Raw genomic sequence first — 16,953 nt, forward strand, 5'->3', positions numbered from 1 at the left:
AAACCGACACATTTAACACGGAATGAAAACAAAATCGCAACGAAGCGAACAGAGGTGATTATGAACAAAGTTGTACAAGGAATTTTAGGGAGAAGTTTGCTGGCCAGAGTCTTGGTTTCTGGGGCCTTGGTTTCAGGGTCTCTGGTTTCAAGCTCATCTTGGGCAGCAGATACGATCAAAGTCGGAGAAATTAACAGTTACAAAGCCATGTCTGCATTCCTGGGTCCTTATAAAAAGGGTTGGCAGATGGGGCTTGATGAAATCAACGCCAATGGTGGTGTGCTGGGTAAAAAGCTCGAAGTGGTTTCCCGCGATGATAACGCTAACCCAGGTGATGCGATTCGCGTCGCAGAAGAGCTGCGTGCGCGCGAACGCGTGAGCATGATCTTTGGCGGATTCTTGTCTAACACAGGTTTGGCTCTGAGCGATTATGCCAAACAGCGCCACATCGTCTATCTGGCAGCAGAGCCGCTAACCGACAAAATGGTTTGGTCAGATGGCAACAAATACACTTACCGATTACGTCCTTCAACCTACATGCAAGTGGCGATGTTGATTCCTGATGCAGTCAAGCAGCACAAGAAGCGTTGGGCGCTGGTTTACCCTAACTATGAATACGGACAATCGGCGGTAGAGACATTTAAGAAGCTGCTCAAAGAGCAGCAACCGGATGTCGAATTTGTCGCTGAACAAGCCTCGCCACTGGGTAAAATTGACGCCGGTTCTGTGACTCAAGCTCTCGCCGATGCGAAGCCGGATGCGATCTTCAATGCCTTGTTCGGTGCTGACTTGTCGAAATTTGTTCGTGAAGGTAACACCCGCGGGTTGTTTAAAGACAAAGCGGTGTTCTCGCTGTTGACGGGTGAGCCGGAATACCTTGACCCTATGGGGGCTGAGGCGCCAAAAGGTTGGTATGTGACCGGATATCCGTGGAGCAAAATCAATACGCCAGAGCACAATGCGTTTAAAAAAGCCTATGAAGCCAAATATGGCGAATACCCACGCGCAGGCTCTGTGGTTGGTTATACCGTGATTAAGAGTGTGGCTGCTGCGCTAGAGAAAGCGGGTTCGACTGACACATCAAAGATCATTGCAGCGCTAAGCGGCTTGTCTCTTGATACGCCATTTGGCCCAATTACTTACCGTACCCAAGATAACCAATCAACATTTGGTGCGTTTGTTGGCCAAACCGCGGTAGAGGATGGCAAAGGAACTATGGTTGATTTCCATTATGTTAGCGGCGCAGAGGTGCAGCCATCAGATGATGCGGTTGCAGCAATGCGCCCAAGCAATTAATCGCTTTGCCAAGGTTAAGGTTGCTCGCATCGCGAGCGACCTTTGGCACATATAAGCGCTTTCATTATTAGAACGCCGCATAGAGCGGTGTGAGCATGAAGGGGTAGGGGAAGAAAGATGACGATATCAGGATTATTGATACAGCTGCTTAACGGTTTAGTAGATGCATCATCGCTATTTTTAGTCGCGTCAGGTCTGTCACTGATTTTTGGCGTGACTCGAATCATGAATTTTGCCCATGGTTCGTTTTACATGTTAGGCGTATACCTTTCATACACTTTGGTTAGCCATTTTGGCGATTCAGTATTGGGTTTTTGGGGCTCAGTTTTATTCGCCTCAGTTGCGGTTGCCTTGATTGGCGCACTGATTGAAATGGTGATTTTGCGCCGCGTGTACCGCGCGCCAGAGCTGTTTCAACTGCTGGCGACGTTCTCACTGGTGCTGATTTTGCAAGATTTGGCGCTGTTTATCTGGGGGCCTGAAGAACTGCTCGGGCCTCGTGCGCCTGGGCTTTCTGGTTCGGTAGAAATTCTTGGCCGCAGTTTCCCGCAATACAATCTGGTGATGATTGTGATTGGTCCGCTGGTACTGGGTGCGTTGTGGATGCTGCTTAACAAAACCCGCTGGGGGGTATTGATTCGCGCGGCGACACAAGATCGCGGCATGGTTGCTGCCCTTGGGGTCAATCAAGCTTGGCTATTTACCAGCGTGTTTGCGCTCGGCTGCTTTCTCGCAGGTCTTGGCGGCGCGCTGCAGGAACCCAAAATGCCCGCCAACTTGGCGCTTGATATGGAGTCGATCGGCACCGCGTTTGTGGTGGTCGTGGTGGGCGGCATGGGCTCGGTCTCGGGCGCGTTTCTCGCCGCACTCTTGATTGCCGAAATCAAAGCGCTGTGTATTGCACTTGGCACCATTCATCTATTTGGCTTTGATTTTCCAATGTCGAAATTAACGCTGGTGGCAGAGTTTTTAGTCATGGCGGTGATTCTCGTGATTCGCCCTTGGGGGCTATTGGGTAAACCTCAGGTTGCTGCGCGTAACGATCATAGCTCAGAGTCGCCGCTTCGTGCGGCTACGCCAAGCTACAAGTTTGCATCGATTGCATTAGTGATTGCGCTGATGTTGGTGCCGCTGTTTCAAGATGCTTTCCCTTACGCAGAAATCATTCTGGTTGAGATATTTATCGCGGTGCTATTTGCGGCAAGCTTGCACTTTGTGATGGGCCCGGGGGGCATGCACTCTTTTGGCCACGCCGCCTACTTCGGGCTTGGCGCATATGGCGCGGCGATTTTGGTCGCCACTTGGCAACTTCCTATGGAAGTGGCACTGATTGTTGGGCCGCTGTTTGCGGTGTTTGGCGCGGTGGTATTTGGCTGGTTCTCGGTGCGCTTAAGCGGCGTTTACTTAGCCATGCTGACCTTTGCCTTTGCACAAATTGTGTGGTCAATCGTCTATCAATGGGACGATGTCACCGGCGGCAGTAACGGCATTTATGGCGTGTGGCCTTCAGATTGGTTGTCTTCAAGTACCGCGCTCTACTATTTGACCCTAGCGATCACCATCGTTGGCGTGTTGGTGCTAAGACGAATTTTGTTTGCACCGTTTGGTTTATCGCTGCGCGCGGCGCGCGATTCATATCTACGCGCAGATGCGATTGGTATCGATGTCAAGCGAGTACAGTGGGTGGCGTTTATCGTTGCAGGCCTATTTGGTGGCATTGCCGGTGCGATTTACACCTTCTCTAAAGGCGGCATTTCACCTGAAGCCATTGGCGTTGAACGTTCTATTGATGGCTTAGTGATGGTGTTACTTGGCGGCGTACAAACCCTGTTTGGGCCGATTGTTGGCGCCACAGTCTTTACTTGGTTACATGATCTGGTGGCACGCGACACCGACTACTGGAAAGCGGTGCTTGGTATGATCATCTTGCTGATCGTATTACTGTTTCCTGCCGGCATCGTGGGGACGTTATCGCACCTGTGGCAGTGGGGAAAGCACGCCGAATTCACGGCGCCTAAGCGCGGCGTGATGATACGCAAATCCAAGGAGGAAGCGCGATGAGTTTATTGAAAATTGAGTCGATCAGTAAGTCGTTTGGCGGCGTAAAAGCGGTCAATAATGTGTCGTTTGATCTGCCGCGCGGTCAACTGCTGGCGTTGCTTGGGCCAAATGGCGCTGGCAAATCCACCTGCTTTAATATGCTCAATGGTCAGCTTAAGCCAGATACAGGTTCCATCAAGCTTGAAGATATTGAACTTGTTGGCATGCACCCGCGCCAAATTTGGAGTGAAGGCGTGGGGCGTACGTTTCAGATCTCGGCCACCTTTGGTTCGCTGACTGTGCTGGAAAACATGCAAATGGTGCTGTTGTCTAAGTACAAAAAATTGTTCAGTTGGTGGAAACCCGCGGCGGGGTACTACAAACAGCAAGCACTGGATTTGCTTGAGCAAGTGGGCATGGCCGATCAAGCTAACCGTGCGTGTAACGAGTTGGCGTATGGCGATGTTAAACGTGTTGAGCTGGCGATGGCGCTGGCACACGAGCCAAAATTGCTGTTGATGGACGAACCCACTGCAGGCATGGCACCGAAAGAGCGTAATTTGCTGGTGGCATTGGTGAAGAAGATGGTTATCGAGCGCAATTTGTCGGTACTGTTTACTGAGCACAGTATGGACGTGGTGTTTGAACACGCCGATCGCATGATTGTGTTTGCCAGAGGCGAACTGATTGCCGACGGAGGCGCCGAAGAAATTCGGAGCGACAGCAAAGTACGTAAAGTCTATTTCGGCAGTGGCAAATCGTTTGAAGTAGCGTGATGGAGAAAGCTATGCAGCAACAACTACAGCAAGGAACGCAGCAAGAAATTTTAAATGTTAGCGGCTTAAACGCCTTCTATGGCCGTGCGCATATTCTGTTTGACGTTAATCTCAAGGTTAAACGCGGTGAAGTGGTGGCTTTGATGGGGCGTAACGGCGCTGGTAAATCCACCACTATGAAAGCGATCATGGGCATGCTCAATCGAACTCAAGGTGAGATTTCATTTGTCGGTGAGGATATTCGTCAAGCTCCGCCGCATACCATCGCCAAAATGGGCATGGGGTTTGTGCCAGAAGATCGGCGCATCTTCACCGACTTAACCGTATTGGAAAATCTCGAGGTGGGCATGCAGCCGCCTCGTGAAGGTGCGCCGCACTGGACTGCGCAAAAGCTGTTTGAGCTGTTTCCCAATCTTGGGGAGATGCCAAACCGCCCCGGCGGGCAAATGAGCGGCGGCGAGCAGCAGATGCTCACCGTGTCACGCACCCTGATGGGGAATCCGTATTTGGTGTTGCTTGATGAGCCATCGGAAGGGGTTGCGCCAGTCATCGTTGAGCAGATGGCGGAAATGATCATCGAACTGAAAAAGCAAGGGCTGACGATTCTGCTCTCGGAGCAAAATTTGCAGTTTGCCGATCTGGTATGCGACCGCGCCTATGTACTTGAGAACGGTCATATTCGCTTTGAAGGCAGTATGGAAGAGCTCTCAGCCAATGACGAAGTCAGGCGTAATTATCTTTCGGTCTAAAGGTTGCTTAGCGTTGAAATGCAGATAGCGAAACGGCTTAACGCTAAGTTAAGCCGTTTTTTTATCATGCAAATAGCGAATTCGAGATACAAAAAAGCGGCGCTTAACGCCGCTGGATTGTTTGGCCAGCACTTAGCCAATGGATTCTGGTGGGTACACCACATTGCCGTTATCGACCACCACAATTTCATCATCCAGAGTAATGGTGCAATTGCGCAGTGGAATGTCCATGTGGCAAGGCGTTTTGCGTGTGCCGCCCACTTCGGTATTTGGCCCGGTTGAGAATAGGAAGTTACCGTCAAACGCGCGGGCGTCCATACACATACCATCGTTTTTATCGTGTAGGCCCATTGCGGTCCACTGAGCACGAGGTTGCAAACCCCAGCCGACATGAGAAATGCCGTACACTTCAGGATCGTCAAAATAGCGCATGTAATCGGCGAGATATTGTGCCTCAAAGCCGCCAGAGATATCGGTAATAAAGCCGTTATCTATGGTGAGGATAATTTGTTCGCGGCAGTAGTTTTTAAATGGCAGCAGAATATCGCCAACATCGATGACGATTTTACCATTCGCGCTGCCTTCATTTGGCCAGCTAAACAAAAAGCCGCTTGGCCAGTGGTCCCAGCGTCCTGGTTCGTCAGCAAAACCGTATTCGGTGACCGTCGGGTATTGGCCAAGTTCCATGGTAATGTCGCTGCCTGATGGCGAAGTGACACGCATTTTCTTCGCCCCTTGCAAAACTTTTTGCGCCGCGACCACGCGCGCTTTGTCTTCTAAGGTCGGCAGAATGCGAGCAAGCACTTCCGGCGGTTCGACGGCGAGTAGAATACGCGTACCGGTTTTTAAGATCTGCTCTTGCTCGGGTGAGTGCAGTAGCATCATGGTATCAACAATCAAATCCGCCGCTTCAAGCGCAATTTGCGCAGCTTTGTTACCCGTCAGCGGCGTATCGCCACAATAGGCGGTCATATCATTGCCCATCGCTTTGGGCATGTTCAGTGCGGGCAGTTCAACGCCATACACTTTGGCACCAAGGCGCTGCGCTGCGCTAAAGGCAGCGTCGACAATTCGCTGGTTGGAGTAATGACTTTTCAAAATCGCCACACTTTCGCTGCTGGTGACTTTGGATAGGGTAAGTACCTGTTCAAACATTTCCACTAATTGGCTATCGCTTACGGCCATAATTTATCTCCTTGTGAATGATTTAAGCCCTATTAAAGTGCAGCGAGCATTTAAATGGGTATTTATGGTGCATGCACTATATTGAAATTTAACCTCAAGTAACAAAAAGTGCACTTTTTACTGAAGTAACTGGTTATTTAGCAACTTTCGCGCCATGAAAAAATTTAAAAATTAACATTTACAACAATAATAAATAACGTATACATTATAAATTCACTTCTCGATACGATTGAAAGGATGCAACGATGAAAGACAAAAAAACCTTCGCAGTGATTGGTGCTGGCCTTGGTGGCGCCGCGGTCGCGGTATTACTGAAACAAGCAGGATTTGACGTGACGGTATACGAGCGTGCTCCGCATTTTTCACGCCTAGGCGCGGGTATTCATATGGGGCCAAACGTGATGAAGATTTTCCGCAAAATGGGCATCGAAGAAAAAGTCAGCATCATGTCTTCGCACCCGGATTTCTGGTTTAGCCGCGATGGCTTGACTGGCGATTACTTGTCACGTATTCCACTTGGCGATTTTGCGCTTAAAGAATACGGCGCGGCTTATGTAACCATACACCGTGGCGACCTGCACGAAGTGATCTTGTCACCTTTAGACGAAAAGGATGTCGTGTTTGGTAAGCATCTTGAAGAAATTGAAGATACCGGTGATGAAGTGCTGATGAAGTTTGCTGACGGCACTCACGCCAAAGCGGATTTCGTGATTGGCGCCGATGGCATTAACTCAATGGTGCGCGAAAACTTACTGGGCAAAGAAAAACCGACCTACAGCGGCTGGGTGGCTCACCGCGCGTTAATTACTGGCGAGCAATTGGCAAAATACCAGCACAACTTTGAAGACTGTGTGAAATGGTGGACGGAAGATCGCCACATGATGGTGTATTTCACCACCGGACGCCGCGATGAATACTACTACGTAACAGGCGTTCCTGATCCAGATTGGAACAGCGACGCGCCATTTGTCGACAGCAGTAAAGAAGAGATGAAAGAAGCGTTTGTTGGCTATCACGATACCGTACAAGCTCTGATTGATGCCACGACATCGGTGACCAAATGGCCTCTGAAGAATCGCAGCCCGTTGCCATTATGGCGTCGTAACCGCATGGTGCTGCTTGGCGATGCATGTCACCCAATGAAACCGCACATGGCGCAAGGCGGTGCTATGGCGATTGAAGATGCAGCAATGCTAGTGCGTTGTATTGAAGAAGTCGGCACCAGCGACTATCAAACCGCATTTGAGCTATACGAAGCTAACCGTAAGGATCGTGCAACTCGCGTGCAAGCGAACTCCAATGCCAACACTTGGCTTTACACCCAAGAAGATCCGGCTTGGTGCTTTGGTTACGACTTGTATGCCGAGCCACTCAAAGACTTGGTTAAGAAGGAGTTGGCATGAGCAATTTTCTCTATGGGGCTCAGGTCAATGCCAATGGTATCCGCCAGCACTATTTGCGCTACGCCAAGCCACAAACGGGAAACAATCAGCAGCAGTTGCTGCTGATCCCTGGTATTACAAGCCCTGCGGTCACTTGGGGTTTTGTTGCCGAGCGCTTAGCTGAGCATTTTGATACCTATGTATTGGATGTGCGCGGGCGCGGTCTATCGCAAACCGGCCCAGAGCTTAACTACGATGCTGACAGCTGCGCCGATGACATTGTCGAACTTGCCAAAGCGCTCGAGCTTGAGGATTTTGTGATCCTTGGTCACTCAATGGGCGCACGCTTTATCACTCGCGCTTTGGCGCGCGGCTTAACCGGAGTGAGTCAAGCGGTATTGGTCGACCCGCCAGTGTCCGGGCCAAATCGCCGCGCTTATCCCAGCAAATTACCGTGGTATGTGGACTCGATTCGTCAATCGAATATCGGTATGAGCGCGGAAGATATGTTGGCGTTTTGTCCGACTTGGACGCTTGAGCAGCGCCAACTGAGAGCGCAGTGGCTACATACCTGTTACGAACCGGCAATTGTCAAAGCGTTTAATGATTTTCATGATGATGATTTCCATCAAGATTTGCCGAAAGTCACCGTACCGAGCGTGTTGATGGTGGCGGGCAAGGGCGGCGTGATTGAGCCAAGCGATGAAAGTGAAATTGCAGAGCTGATGCCAAACGTCACCTTATGCCATGTGGAAAACGCCGGGCATATGATCCCTTGGGATGACTTTGATGGCTTTTTTGCAGCGCTTAATGAAACGCAAGTGATTCCTCAATAATCGGTGAAGACGAGGACATTATGACCATTTATCGAATCGGCCAAATTGTGCCAAGTTCGAACACCACCATGGAAACCGAAATTCCAGCGATGTTGATGGCAAGACAAGCCCGGTATCCAAACGAACAATTTACCTTTCATTCCAGCCGCATGCGGATGAAAAAAGTGGTCAAAGAGGAGCTCGCGGCGATGGATGCCGAGTCCGATCGCTGTGCGCTAGAACTGAGTGATGCGCGAGTGGATGTGCTGGGTTACGCCTGTTTGGTGGCCATCATGGCGATGGGCACTGGTTATCATCGTCAATCTGAACAGCGGTTAACTGCGCACACTCAGCAAAACGGTGCGAATGCACCGGTATTAACCAGCGCCGGCGCGTTGGTGGACGCACTGAGTATCATGAAAGCCAAACGCATTGCGCTGGTGGCCCCTTACATGAAGCCACTGACGAATTTGGTGGTGGATTATATTGCCAGCGAAGGGTTTGACGTGATTGATCATATCGCGCTGGAAATTCCCGATAACCTTGAAGTTGGGCGCCATGATGTGAACAAATTGCCGGATATTGTCGCCGGGCTTAATTATCAAGATGCGGATGTGATTGTACTGTCGGCGTGTGTACAGATGCCATCACTTGGGGCGATTGCCAAGGTCGAAGCGCTAACAGGCAAACCCGTAGTGACCGCAGCAGTTGCCACTACTTATGCCATGCTCAAGGCGCTGGGCCTTGAGCCTGTTGTGCCTGGCGCTGGCGCTCTGCTATCGGGTGCCTATTAGTTTGCCCCGAGCGACTTGTAAAAGGAAAAAATCATGAGCGAAAATTTGCACGCTAACTACCAAGGAGTGTGGGATTCACGTATCGGTTTTGGCGACAAAGCGGCGCTAATTAGCATCGATTTTATGCAAGGCTACACCGATAAAGCCTCGTCGCTGTTTGCTCAAGGCGTGGTTGATGCGGTTGAAGCCTCGCCGCAACTACTTAAAGCTGCGCGTGAAACTGGCATTCCGGTGATTCATACCAATATTTTGTACCACGAGAGCTTCATCGATGGTGGCGTATGGCTTAAAAAAGCGCCGGTGATGAAAGCCATGGTGGCGGGTAATCCGTTTGCTGAGTTTTGCCCACAAGTGGCGCCGCAAAAGGGCGAATTGGTATTAACCAAGCAATACGCCAGTGCGTTTTTTGGTACTAGCCTTGCGAGCACACTACACACCCTCGGGGTGGATACGGTGATTATTATTGGCTGTTCAACCAGCGGCTGCATTCGCGCCTCGGCAGTTGACGCCATGCAACACGGCTTTCGCAGCATAGTGGTCCGCGAGTGCGTCGGCGATCGCCATCCCGAGCCGCACGAAGCCAACTTGTTTGATATCGACAGCAAGTATGGCGATGTGGTGAGTAAAGCGCAGGTCATCGATTACCTGCAAAGCCAAAACTGATGTATTTCTAGTTCTTTCCTGTGTTTTAGATTCCTTTGCTTAAGGGGCTCGCTAAATTCTAACCAATTTAGTGAGCTTTTTTTTATCTGCTATTCCCCAAGTCTAGCGACCTGTTCCGATACGGCATATGGCGAACTCATTGCACCTGAGGAGCGAGTGCATTATTCTCAACTTTCGGTGCATGACGAATTTCATTGCACATATTAATGTGCAGTTGGTCAAATAAGGTGGATGCATCAAGGAGACGGGGAGCACGGCGAATATCACGTCTTAGCCCTTGAATCCCAATTTTTCATTGACGCCTCAGCGCGTTAACTTTTCGAATGTTTAAGGATAACTAATCATGAAAGTCAGCTTTTCCGAACTCTCTCTTCCCCAAACCGGCAGCCTCGCTTTATGTGTCGGTGGGGACGGCTCGCTGTGCGCACTTGGCGCTCAACTTGATGCGCTCACTCAAGGTGCATTAACGCGTGCAATGAAAGTTGAGAAGTTCAGTGGTGAGGCACAAAGCTGGCTGAGCATCGTTGCACCAGCACACACTGACCTTGATCGTGTGATTTTGCTTGGTACCGGCGAAGCTTCAATTCTGGACATCGAAAATGCCGGTGGTGTACTGGCGCAGAAAGCAGAGAGCCTTGCACTCAGAGAGGTTTTTGTTGCACTTGCGGATAGCGAGCAGGCTGCCCATTTCGCATACGGCGCGCAGCTTGGTGGTTACCGCTTTGATAAATATCGAACGCTTGAAGCGCTTAAGGCTCGCTGCGTACTGGAAACCATGACCGTTGCAACTACTGATGCTGAAAAAGCGCTGCAAGCTTATATGCCGCTTGATGCTTCTGCTGTTGGGATTGCTCTGACTCGCGATTTGGTATGGGAGCCAGCCAATGTGTTGACCACCGAAGCGTTTGCCGAGCTTTGCCAAACTCTCACGCCATACGGCCTAGAAGTGGAAGTGATTGATAGCAAGCAGATGGCCGCGCTTGGTATGGGCGCAATGCTTGGTGTTGGCCAAGGCTCGATGTACGAAACCCTGATGGTGGTTATCAAGCACAATGGCGGCGCACAAGGACAATCTCCGATTGCATTCTTGGGTAAAGGTGTGGTGTTTGACAGTGGCGGTTTGTCACTCAAACCAAACTCCTCAATGAACACCATGAAAGAGGATATGGGCGGTGCCGGTACAGTGGCGGGACTGATGGTGACACTGGCTAAACGCCAAGCCAAAGTCAATGCGATTGGTGTGTTGGGTCTGGTTGAAAACATGCCAAGCGATAAAGCTCAGCGCCCAAGTGATGTGGTAACCACCATGTCTGGACAAACGGTTGAAGTGATGAACACCGATGCCGAAGGTCGTTTAGTGCTGTGTGACCTGCTGACCTACACGCAACGCACCTTTAAGCCGCGCGCAATGTTTGATTTAGCGACTTTAACCGGCGCGATCATTACCGCACTTGGTGACGAGATGTCGGGGATTTTCTCTAACCATGACGAACTCGCTGCGCAAGTGACTCGCGCGGGTGAGTTGGAAGGCGAGTTAGTGTGGAAGATGCCACTCGGTGATAGCTTTAAGCGTCTGCTTAAGAGCGAGATAGCAGATATGCGTAACAACGGCACCAAGCTAGGTGTGGGTGGCTCAAGTGTTGCCGCGCAGTTTTTGCACAACTTCATTGAAAACGACACGCCTTGGGTTCACCTTGATATTGCAGGTACCGCGTGGCGTTCAGACAATTTACCAACCAAGCCAAAAGGGGCCACCGGTTTTGGCCTGCGCTTACTTGACCGCTTAGTGAAAGAGCAGTTTGAAGACTGATTTAAGCTATGGTTTTTCAAGTTAAGGCTTTTTAAGCTTTAAGCTTTAAGCTAGGTTTTGCGAGCGCCTCTCGGCGCTCGCTTTGATTGTGTTAAGCCAAGTCATTAAGGATCGAACCCTTTCAGCATGGACTATTTTTACTCTCGACTTGAACCGCTGCTTCGCCGCTGGCGCGATGAAAAACGCATTGGGTTTCGTCATTTTTCCAGCGGGCCGAATAACCGCATTAGCGATGTAGCTGGCGTGACCGTTGGTCACTCGACCCTTAATAATCGCGACTGTCAGACAGGCGTAACCGCTATTCTCCCAACTCAAAATAATCTCTATCAGCAGCCACTGCCGTGCGGTGTGGCGGTTCTCAACGGTTTTGCCAAGCCAATCGGTTTAGTGCAAATCGAAGAACTGGGCGTGATTGAAACGCCGATCGTACTCACCAATACGCTGTGTGTCGGGCGTGGATTTAGCGGCGCGGCGCAATACATGATTGAGCAAAACCCAGAGATTGGCCGCGCGCTACCAACCGTAAATCCTGTGGTGCTGGAGTGTAACGACGGTTACCTCAATGACATTCAAGCCATGGCGGTGAGCGAAGACTTGGTGGTACAAACGTTAAAAAATACGCACGCAGAATTTAAGCGTGGCAGCGTTGGTGCCGGACGCGGTATGAGCTGCTTTGCCATGAAAGGTGGCATTGGCACCAGTTCGTGTTATGTGCCTGAATTGGACGCGACGCTTGGCGTGCTGGTATTGGCCAATTTCGGGGCTCTGCCGGCGCTGCTTTTAGAAGGCATTGCGCTTGGCGAGGAGATCGAACGGGCGATGCGCGAGCCAATGTCGCAAGAGGATAAAGGCTCGATCATTATCATTATGGCGACCGATGCGCCGCTGTCTGCTCGTCAGCTAAAGCGAATTGCAAAACGGGCAGGCGCAGGTCTTGGCCGACTTGGCAGCTATTGGGGGCACGGCTCTGGTGATATCGCATTGGCATTTTCAACCGCGCCACAATCAGCAGAGGAACAATCAACAGAGGCAAAATCAGCCGAGCTTTCAGACCAGCAACTCGACCCACTGCTGCATGCAGCCGCTGAAGGCACCGAACAGGCGGTTATCGATGCGTTGCTGCAAGCCACAAGTGTCAGAGGTTTTGGCGGGAATTTTCGAACTTCGCTCAGTGAAGTGCTCGACATTCTGTGTCGAAAATATTTGTAAACTCAAATTCAACAACAAAACATCGTTAACTAAACTATTGTTTAAAAATGAATAGTTTAAAGTTGTTCATAAACAGAACTATTAAAATAACAGGCTCAACAAAGGAACGTGATGAAAATATTTATCTCCGCAGATATTGAAGGCATTGCTGGCGTGTGCGCGCCAGAGCAGTGCCGCGCGGGTAACATCGAGTATGAAAAAGCGCGCGCGTTGATGGAGCAAGAAGTCAATGCGGCTATCGCCGGCGCTTTTGAAGCAGGTGCGACGCATGTTGTGGTGGCGGATAGCCACGGTTCAATGACCAACTTACGCTCGGCGTATCTGGATCCGCGTGCTGAGCTGATTCAAAGCAAACCGCGACCTTTTTCTATGGTGGAAGGGATTGACCATCAACATTTCGATGGCCTTTTTCTTATCGGCTATCACAGCGCAGCGGGCGAGCAGGGCGTGCTCGCTCATACGATTAATGGCGCGGCTTTCTACCGAGTGACTGTCAATGGTTTAGCCATGGCCGAAGCAGACCTTTACAGCGCCAGTGCATTAGAACATGGCACGCCGCTGCTTCTGGTGTCTGGCGATGACAAACTGCAAAGCTGGATAGAAAAACGCTATCCGGGCGTGAGTTACTGCTGCGTGAAACGCGCTATCACCACAACATCAGCGCAATCGCTTAGCCCGCAATCGGCGCAGCAGCAAATTCATGCGGCGGCGTTTGAGGCGGTCAATCGGCTGACCACCACGGCAAATACTTTGCTTAAGCCCCCGTATCATTTACAACTTGAGGCAACCAAACCGGTGATGGCGGATGTGTTTGCGCTCATCCCAGGTGTTGAGCAGCTTGATGCCCGCACTGTGAGTTACACCGCGTCGGAGATGAAAACCTTAATCAGTTTACTTGGCGCCTTCTCTTATCTCGCGAGCACTCAAAGCTAAACGGCGCAATAAAATGCAAGAAGCCCCGTTATTTCATCGCGATAACGGGGCTCTTGTCATTGGATATAAGTTTCCAAGACTGGGTGTTTCTAACACCAACAGCTTGTCATTAAAATTAAAACTCGTGGCTAGTGAAACCACGGTTCACCTAATGAGTATGCCGAATTGAGGCTCAACTGATTAAGCATAGGGTCACTGGAAAACGCTACACTGCTTGGGTCGATTGGCTCGTGAACCAGCGACCCTCGAGCGCCAAGCACCGCAAGCGCGAGCAAAAATAATGCAAAGCCGAAATGGCTGTGATTGCTGCCTTCAAATTTAAGCTGCCAGGTGAAATCAAACAAACTGCTCAGCACGCGAGCGAGCAAAAACAGCGTTACCACATCCACCACCAGTTCAAGTACATGCCCTTGCAGTAAGCTGCTGAATAAAGCGCGACCAGTATTGGTCGCAAAGCTTGGCCTGATGGCGTGATAGTCAAAAAATAACGGGGTAATCAGCTCAAGTAGCGTCACCAATAGGCTGATAGCAAGCAAATAATATTTGCTGACTATTTTTATATTGAGATGCGAAGGTTTGATGGCATAGACAAATTGCAGCGCGAGAGCTGGAAACATCGCGTAGCAGATCGTCGAAATATCAATTCTAAGGCCACCCAGTAATACCTGGCTCAGATCGCCGGAGGCGGCAAAATGCTCCGCCTGCCAAGTAGATAGGAGCAGACGAGACAAGCTCAGCACTGCCAAGTTAACCACCGCAAAGGTGAAGATGGTGAACAGGTGGCTAAGTTCAATGTGTGCAATGGCGAACTTTCTAAAATGGCCTTTGAGCGCAAAATCCATGCTGTTGCTCCTTACTGTGAATGATTCACTTTAGCTATTAATTCACTTTAACTATTAACTGTTAGGCGACAATTTTGCGTTACATCCATAGCGTTATCTTTAACGCTGGTTTCAACACCATAAAAGCCGATTAAGCTGTGGAATAAATTGTCATGGGAATACTGGTTGCGGCTGGCTTCTTGGCCAATACACTGAGTGTCGAGGCCTTTTTGCTGCGCGTATTGATTCGGCAACCACATAAGCCACGGCACATGGGTTTGTTCCGTTGGTGCAATCGCATAAGGTGTACCGTGTAAATACAAGCCTTTCTCTCCCAGTGATTCGCCGTGATCCGAGATATACATCATTGCCACATTGTATTGGTCGGAATAGCTTTTTAGCTCGTCAACCACTTTGGCAAGCACGTAATCTGTGTACACGAGTGTGTTGTCATACACATTGGTGATCTCTTTATCTGAGCACTTTTCGATGTCAGCGCGATTACACGCGGGTGTAAACAGACCGTCTTGATTAGGGTAGCGCTGCCAATAGGTTGGACCGTGGCTGCCAATGGTATGCAAAACCAAAAGCTTGCTGTTATTGTCTTTGGCGATGAACTGTTTAGCTTGGTTTAGCATGACCGCATCAAAGCAAGTTGTGCCGTTACATTGTTGGTCTCTCAATTTTCCGTCGATGGCAACATACGGCAGTTTTTTCGCCACCCCTTTATCGCCGCCATCGTTATCAACCCACAAAATGTCGACGCCGGCGTGCTGAATAATATTCAGTGCGTTGTCTTGCGCCTGAGCGCGGCGCGCATTGTAGTTATCTCGATTTAGGTTAGAGAACATACACGGCACCGAGAGTGCGGTGTAAGTGCCGCATGATGAGACGTGCTGGAACGAAATCAACCCCAAATCTTTGGTGTAAGGGTTGGTGTCGCGTTCGTAGCCGTTATAAGCAAAGTTCATGGCTCGCGCCGTTTCACCGAGCACCACCACCATCAAAGTTGGCTTGCCGTTTTGGGTCGGCAGCAACTTGGCGTCAGTACCTTGTGGCTTGTAGGCCAACTGCGGTGTGAAATAGGTTTTATCTAAATAACGCACCGCGTAATAAAGGTGTGCTGGAGTAATCATTTTATTGAGGTATTTGTTGTTACGACCCACCGATGCGTAATCTTTGTAGCTGGTGGCCGCAATCATCAAAATGCCCGCCACACCGACTAACACCAGCGCAGCGCGCGTGATGACAGCACGTGCCCACGATTTTTGTGGTACCACTTTGACCCAAAAAATGAACAGGGTCGGGATCACGCCAAACAGCAGCAGATACAGCACGGAGGTGACGCTTAAATATGAAGAAGCCTCGCTGGCATTGGTTTCAAACACATTTTCCATCATCGCACTGTCAAACAGAGTATGGAAATTCACCGCAGCGTAGAGCGCGCTGGCCGAGGTCAGCACGATGAAGGCGATCAATGGTTTGAATAGATACGGAATCGCCAAGATTGCAAAAATGATGAGAAAGCAGAAAAACAGCAGCGCAGGGGCGGTGTAAGGAAACCAAATGTGGGGCACGCTTTGACTGAGCTGAAAAATTTTGGCGATCACTGGATAATTCATCACAGTGGCGAAATACACGGCAACGATAATCGCCAAGCTTGGCAGAGAAAGTTTTAGACGCGGGATGCGTGATAGTAGAGTGCTGAGCATATTCAAAACGGTGGTTGTTTATCTTATGCCAACATACTGTGCTCATTAACTTAAGATTCGCTTAAGAGTGGTTAAGTTTTTGGCCGCGCGGAAATAAATTTGCCACAGGCGCTCGAGCAGATAACGCCGTTTACGCGAATTTCACTTTCTAAGTAGTGAACGTTTTTTCGCAGCTTAACGCGCCGAGCGCTCACGGTTAGCTCGGTATTGAGTGGCACTGGTTTGATAAACCGGACGGTGAGTTCCGCGGTCATTGCACTGACCTCAAGGGCAAACAAACTGTGCGCCATGGCGCTGTCGTGCAGAGTACTGACTACGCCGCCATGCATTACCCCGTCAAAGCCTTGGGTTTTATCACTGGCGATCAATAACGCTTGTACTTCGCCGGGCGTCAAGTGTTGGTATTCCAGTGTGGAATCATCGTTGAAAAAGCGCCGATGACAGACGGCGCTGTGCTGGTAATTTTTAGGTCTTACAACGGTTGAAATGACAGCAGACATAAGGCTAGCTCCGCGACTTTGCGGTCGGTTCGCTGATTTGATACAAATCTTTGGTGCTGGGATCGTTGCCATCGGAGCAGCGAGTTTGGCAATCACACTTATGATCAATACCTATGTCGTTTAGGCCGCCGCAACTGCCTTTTATTGGTGATTGACCAAAAATGACGCCGACCGCCATCAGCGCGATGATCGCGACAACAACCGTGAAGGTGAGTAAATACAGCATTGAATCTCCTTAATCGCTATCAAAGCGCGCGATGAAAAAGCG

16 protein-coding genes are annotated in these 16,953 nt (G+C 50.1%); 11 read left to right on the forward strand and 5 right to left on the reverse strand.

Translation table 11 applies throughout. The features are described from left to right. Positions 1–60: 60 nt before the first annotated feature. The 4 genes from BLS03_RS15780 to BLS03_RS15795 all read left to right on the forward strand — a co-directional run bounded on the left by BLS03_RS15780 (position 61) and on the right by BLS03_RS15795 (position 4,861). Positions 61–1,296 (forward strand): ABC transporter substrate-binding protein, encoded by a 1,236-nt coding sequence (locus tag BLS03_RS15780; protein ID WP_093276030.1) that lies wholly within the window; start codon positions 61–63, stop codon positions 1,294–1,296. 117 nt (positions 1,297–1,413) lie between these two features. Next, on the forward strand, positions 1,414–3,357 hold the full coding sequence (locus tag BLS03_RS15785; RefSeq protein WP_093276032.1) for an ABC transporter permease: 1,944 nt from the start codon (positions 1,414–1,416) through the stop codon (positions 3,355–3,357). Beyond that, entirely contained in the window at positions 3,354–4,112 is a 759-nt protein-coding gene (locus BLS03_RS15790; protein WP_093276035.1) for an ABC transporter ATP-binding protein, read from the forward strand. Before BLS03_RS15785 ends, BLS03_RS15790 begins: the two co-directional genes overlap by 4 nt. A gap of 11 nt (positions 4,113–4,123) precedes the next feature. Further along, positions 4,124–4,861 carry an ABC transporter ATP-binding protein gene (locus BLS03_RS15795; RefSeq protein ID WP_093276037.1) on the forward strand — a complete coding sequence of 246 codons (738 nt, stop codon included), beginning with the start codon at positions 4,124–4,126 and terminating at the stop codon, positions 4,859–4,861. 132 nt (positions 4,862–4,993) lie between these two features. On the opposite strand, the gene BLS03_RS15800 is transcribed toward BLS03_RS15795, so the two are convergent. Next, positions 4,994–6,046, reverse strand: a complete 1,053-nt coding sequence (locus BLS03_RS15800) for a 2,5-dihydroxypyridine 5,6-dioxygenase NicX family protein (RefSeq protein ID WP_093276039.1) — start codon at positions 6,044–6,046, stop codon at positions 4,994–4,996. 245 nt (positions 6,047–6,291) lie between these two features. On the opposite strand from BLS03_RS15800, the gene BLS03_RS15805 reads away from it, so the two are divergent. From BLS03_RS15805 to BLS03_RS15835, 7 genes are all read left to right on the forward strand, one after another. Then, the gene (locus BLS03_RS15805) at positions 6,292–7,449 is read left to right on the forward strand and encodes an FAD-dependent monooxygenase (protein ID WP_093276042.1); all 1,158 of its coding nucleotides are present in this window, start codon (positions 6,292–6,294) and stop codon (positions 7,447–7,449) included. After that, positions 7,446–8,264, forward strand: a complete 819-nt coding sequence (locus BLS03_RS15810) for an alpha/beta fold hydrolase (RefSeq protein ID WP_093276044.1) — start codon at positions 7,446–7,448, stop codon at positions 8,262–8,264. Before BLS03_RS15805 ends, BLS03_RS15810 begins: the two co-directional genes overlap by 4 nt. Before the next feature lie 20 nt (positions 8,265–8,284). Then, entirely contained in the window at positions 8,285–9,037 is a 753-nt protein-coding gene (locus BLS03_RS15815) for a maleate cis-trans isomerase family protein (protein WP_281241239.1), read from the forward strand. 33 nt (positions 9,038–9,070) lie between these two features. Beyond that, complete coding sequence (locus BLS03_RS15820) at positions 9,071–9,700, forward strand: N-carbamoylsarcosine amidohydrolase (protein ID WP_093276048.1); 630 nt, start codon at positions 9,071–9,073, stop codon at positions 9,698–9,700. Between the two features lie 343 nt (positions 9,701–10,043). After that, on the forward strand, positions 10,044–11,510 hold the full coding sequence (locus tag BLS03_RS15825; RefSeq protein WP_093276050.1) for a leucyl aminopeptidase: 1,467 nt from the start codon (positions 10,044–10,046) through the stop codon (positions 11,508–11,510). A 126-nt stretch (positions 11,511–11,636) separates the two neighbouring features. Then, positions 11,637–12,719 (forward strand): DmpA family aminopeptidase, encoded by a 1,083-nt coding sequence (locus tag BLS03_RS15830; protein WP_093276053.1) that lies wholly within the window; start codon positions 11,637–11,639, stop codon positions 12,717–12,719. Positions 12,720–12,830: 111 nt separating this feature from the next. Further along, positions 12,831–13,652 (forward strand): M55 family metallopeptidase, encoded by an 822-nt coding sequence (locus tag BLS03_RS15835; protein WP_093276055.1) that lies wholly within the window; start codon positions 12,831–12,833, stop codon positions 13,650–13,652. A gap of 128 nt (positions 13,653–13,780) precedes the next feature. Here BLS03_RS15835 and BLS03_RS15840 read toward each other — a convergent pair whose 3' ends face one another. From BLS03_RS15840 to nqrM, 4 genes are all read right to left on the reverse strand, one after another. Continuing rightward, entirely contained in the window at positions 13,781–14,494 is a 714-nt protein-coding gene (locus BLS03_RS15840; RefSeq protein WP_093276056.1) for an LTA synthase family protein, read from the reverse strand. Between the two features lie 47 nt (positions 14,495–14,541). Next, on the reverse strand, positions 14,542–16,185 hold the full coding sequence (locus tag BLS03_RS15845) for a phosphoethanolamine transferase (RefSeq protein WP_218122016.1): 1,644 nt from the start codon (positions 16,183–16,185) through the stop codon (positions 14,542–14,544). 71 nt (positions 16,186–16,256) lie between these two features. Continuing rightward, a complete protein-coding gene (locus BLS03_RS15850; RefSeq protein ID WP_093276059.1) occupies positions 16,257–16,685 on the reverse strand; it encodes a PaaI family thioesterase in 429 nt (142 codons plus the stop codon). A gap of 4 nt (positions 16,686–16,689) precedes the next feature. After that, the gene (gene nqrM, locus BLS03_RS15855; RefSeq protein WP_093276061.1) at positions 16,690–16,911 is read right to left on the reverse strand and encodes a (Na+)-NQR maturation NqrM; all 222 of its coding nucleotides are present in this window, start codon (positions 16,909–16,911) and stop codon (positions 16,690–16,692) included. Between the last annotated feature and the right edge of the window lie 42 nt (positions 16,912–16,953).

This window comes from Vibrio xiamenensis, assembly GCF_900100015.1.
GTDB lineage: Bacteria > Pseudomonadota > Gammaproteobacteria > Enterobacterales > Vibrionaceae > Vibrio > Vibrio xiamenensis.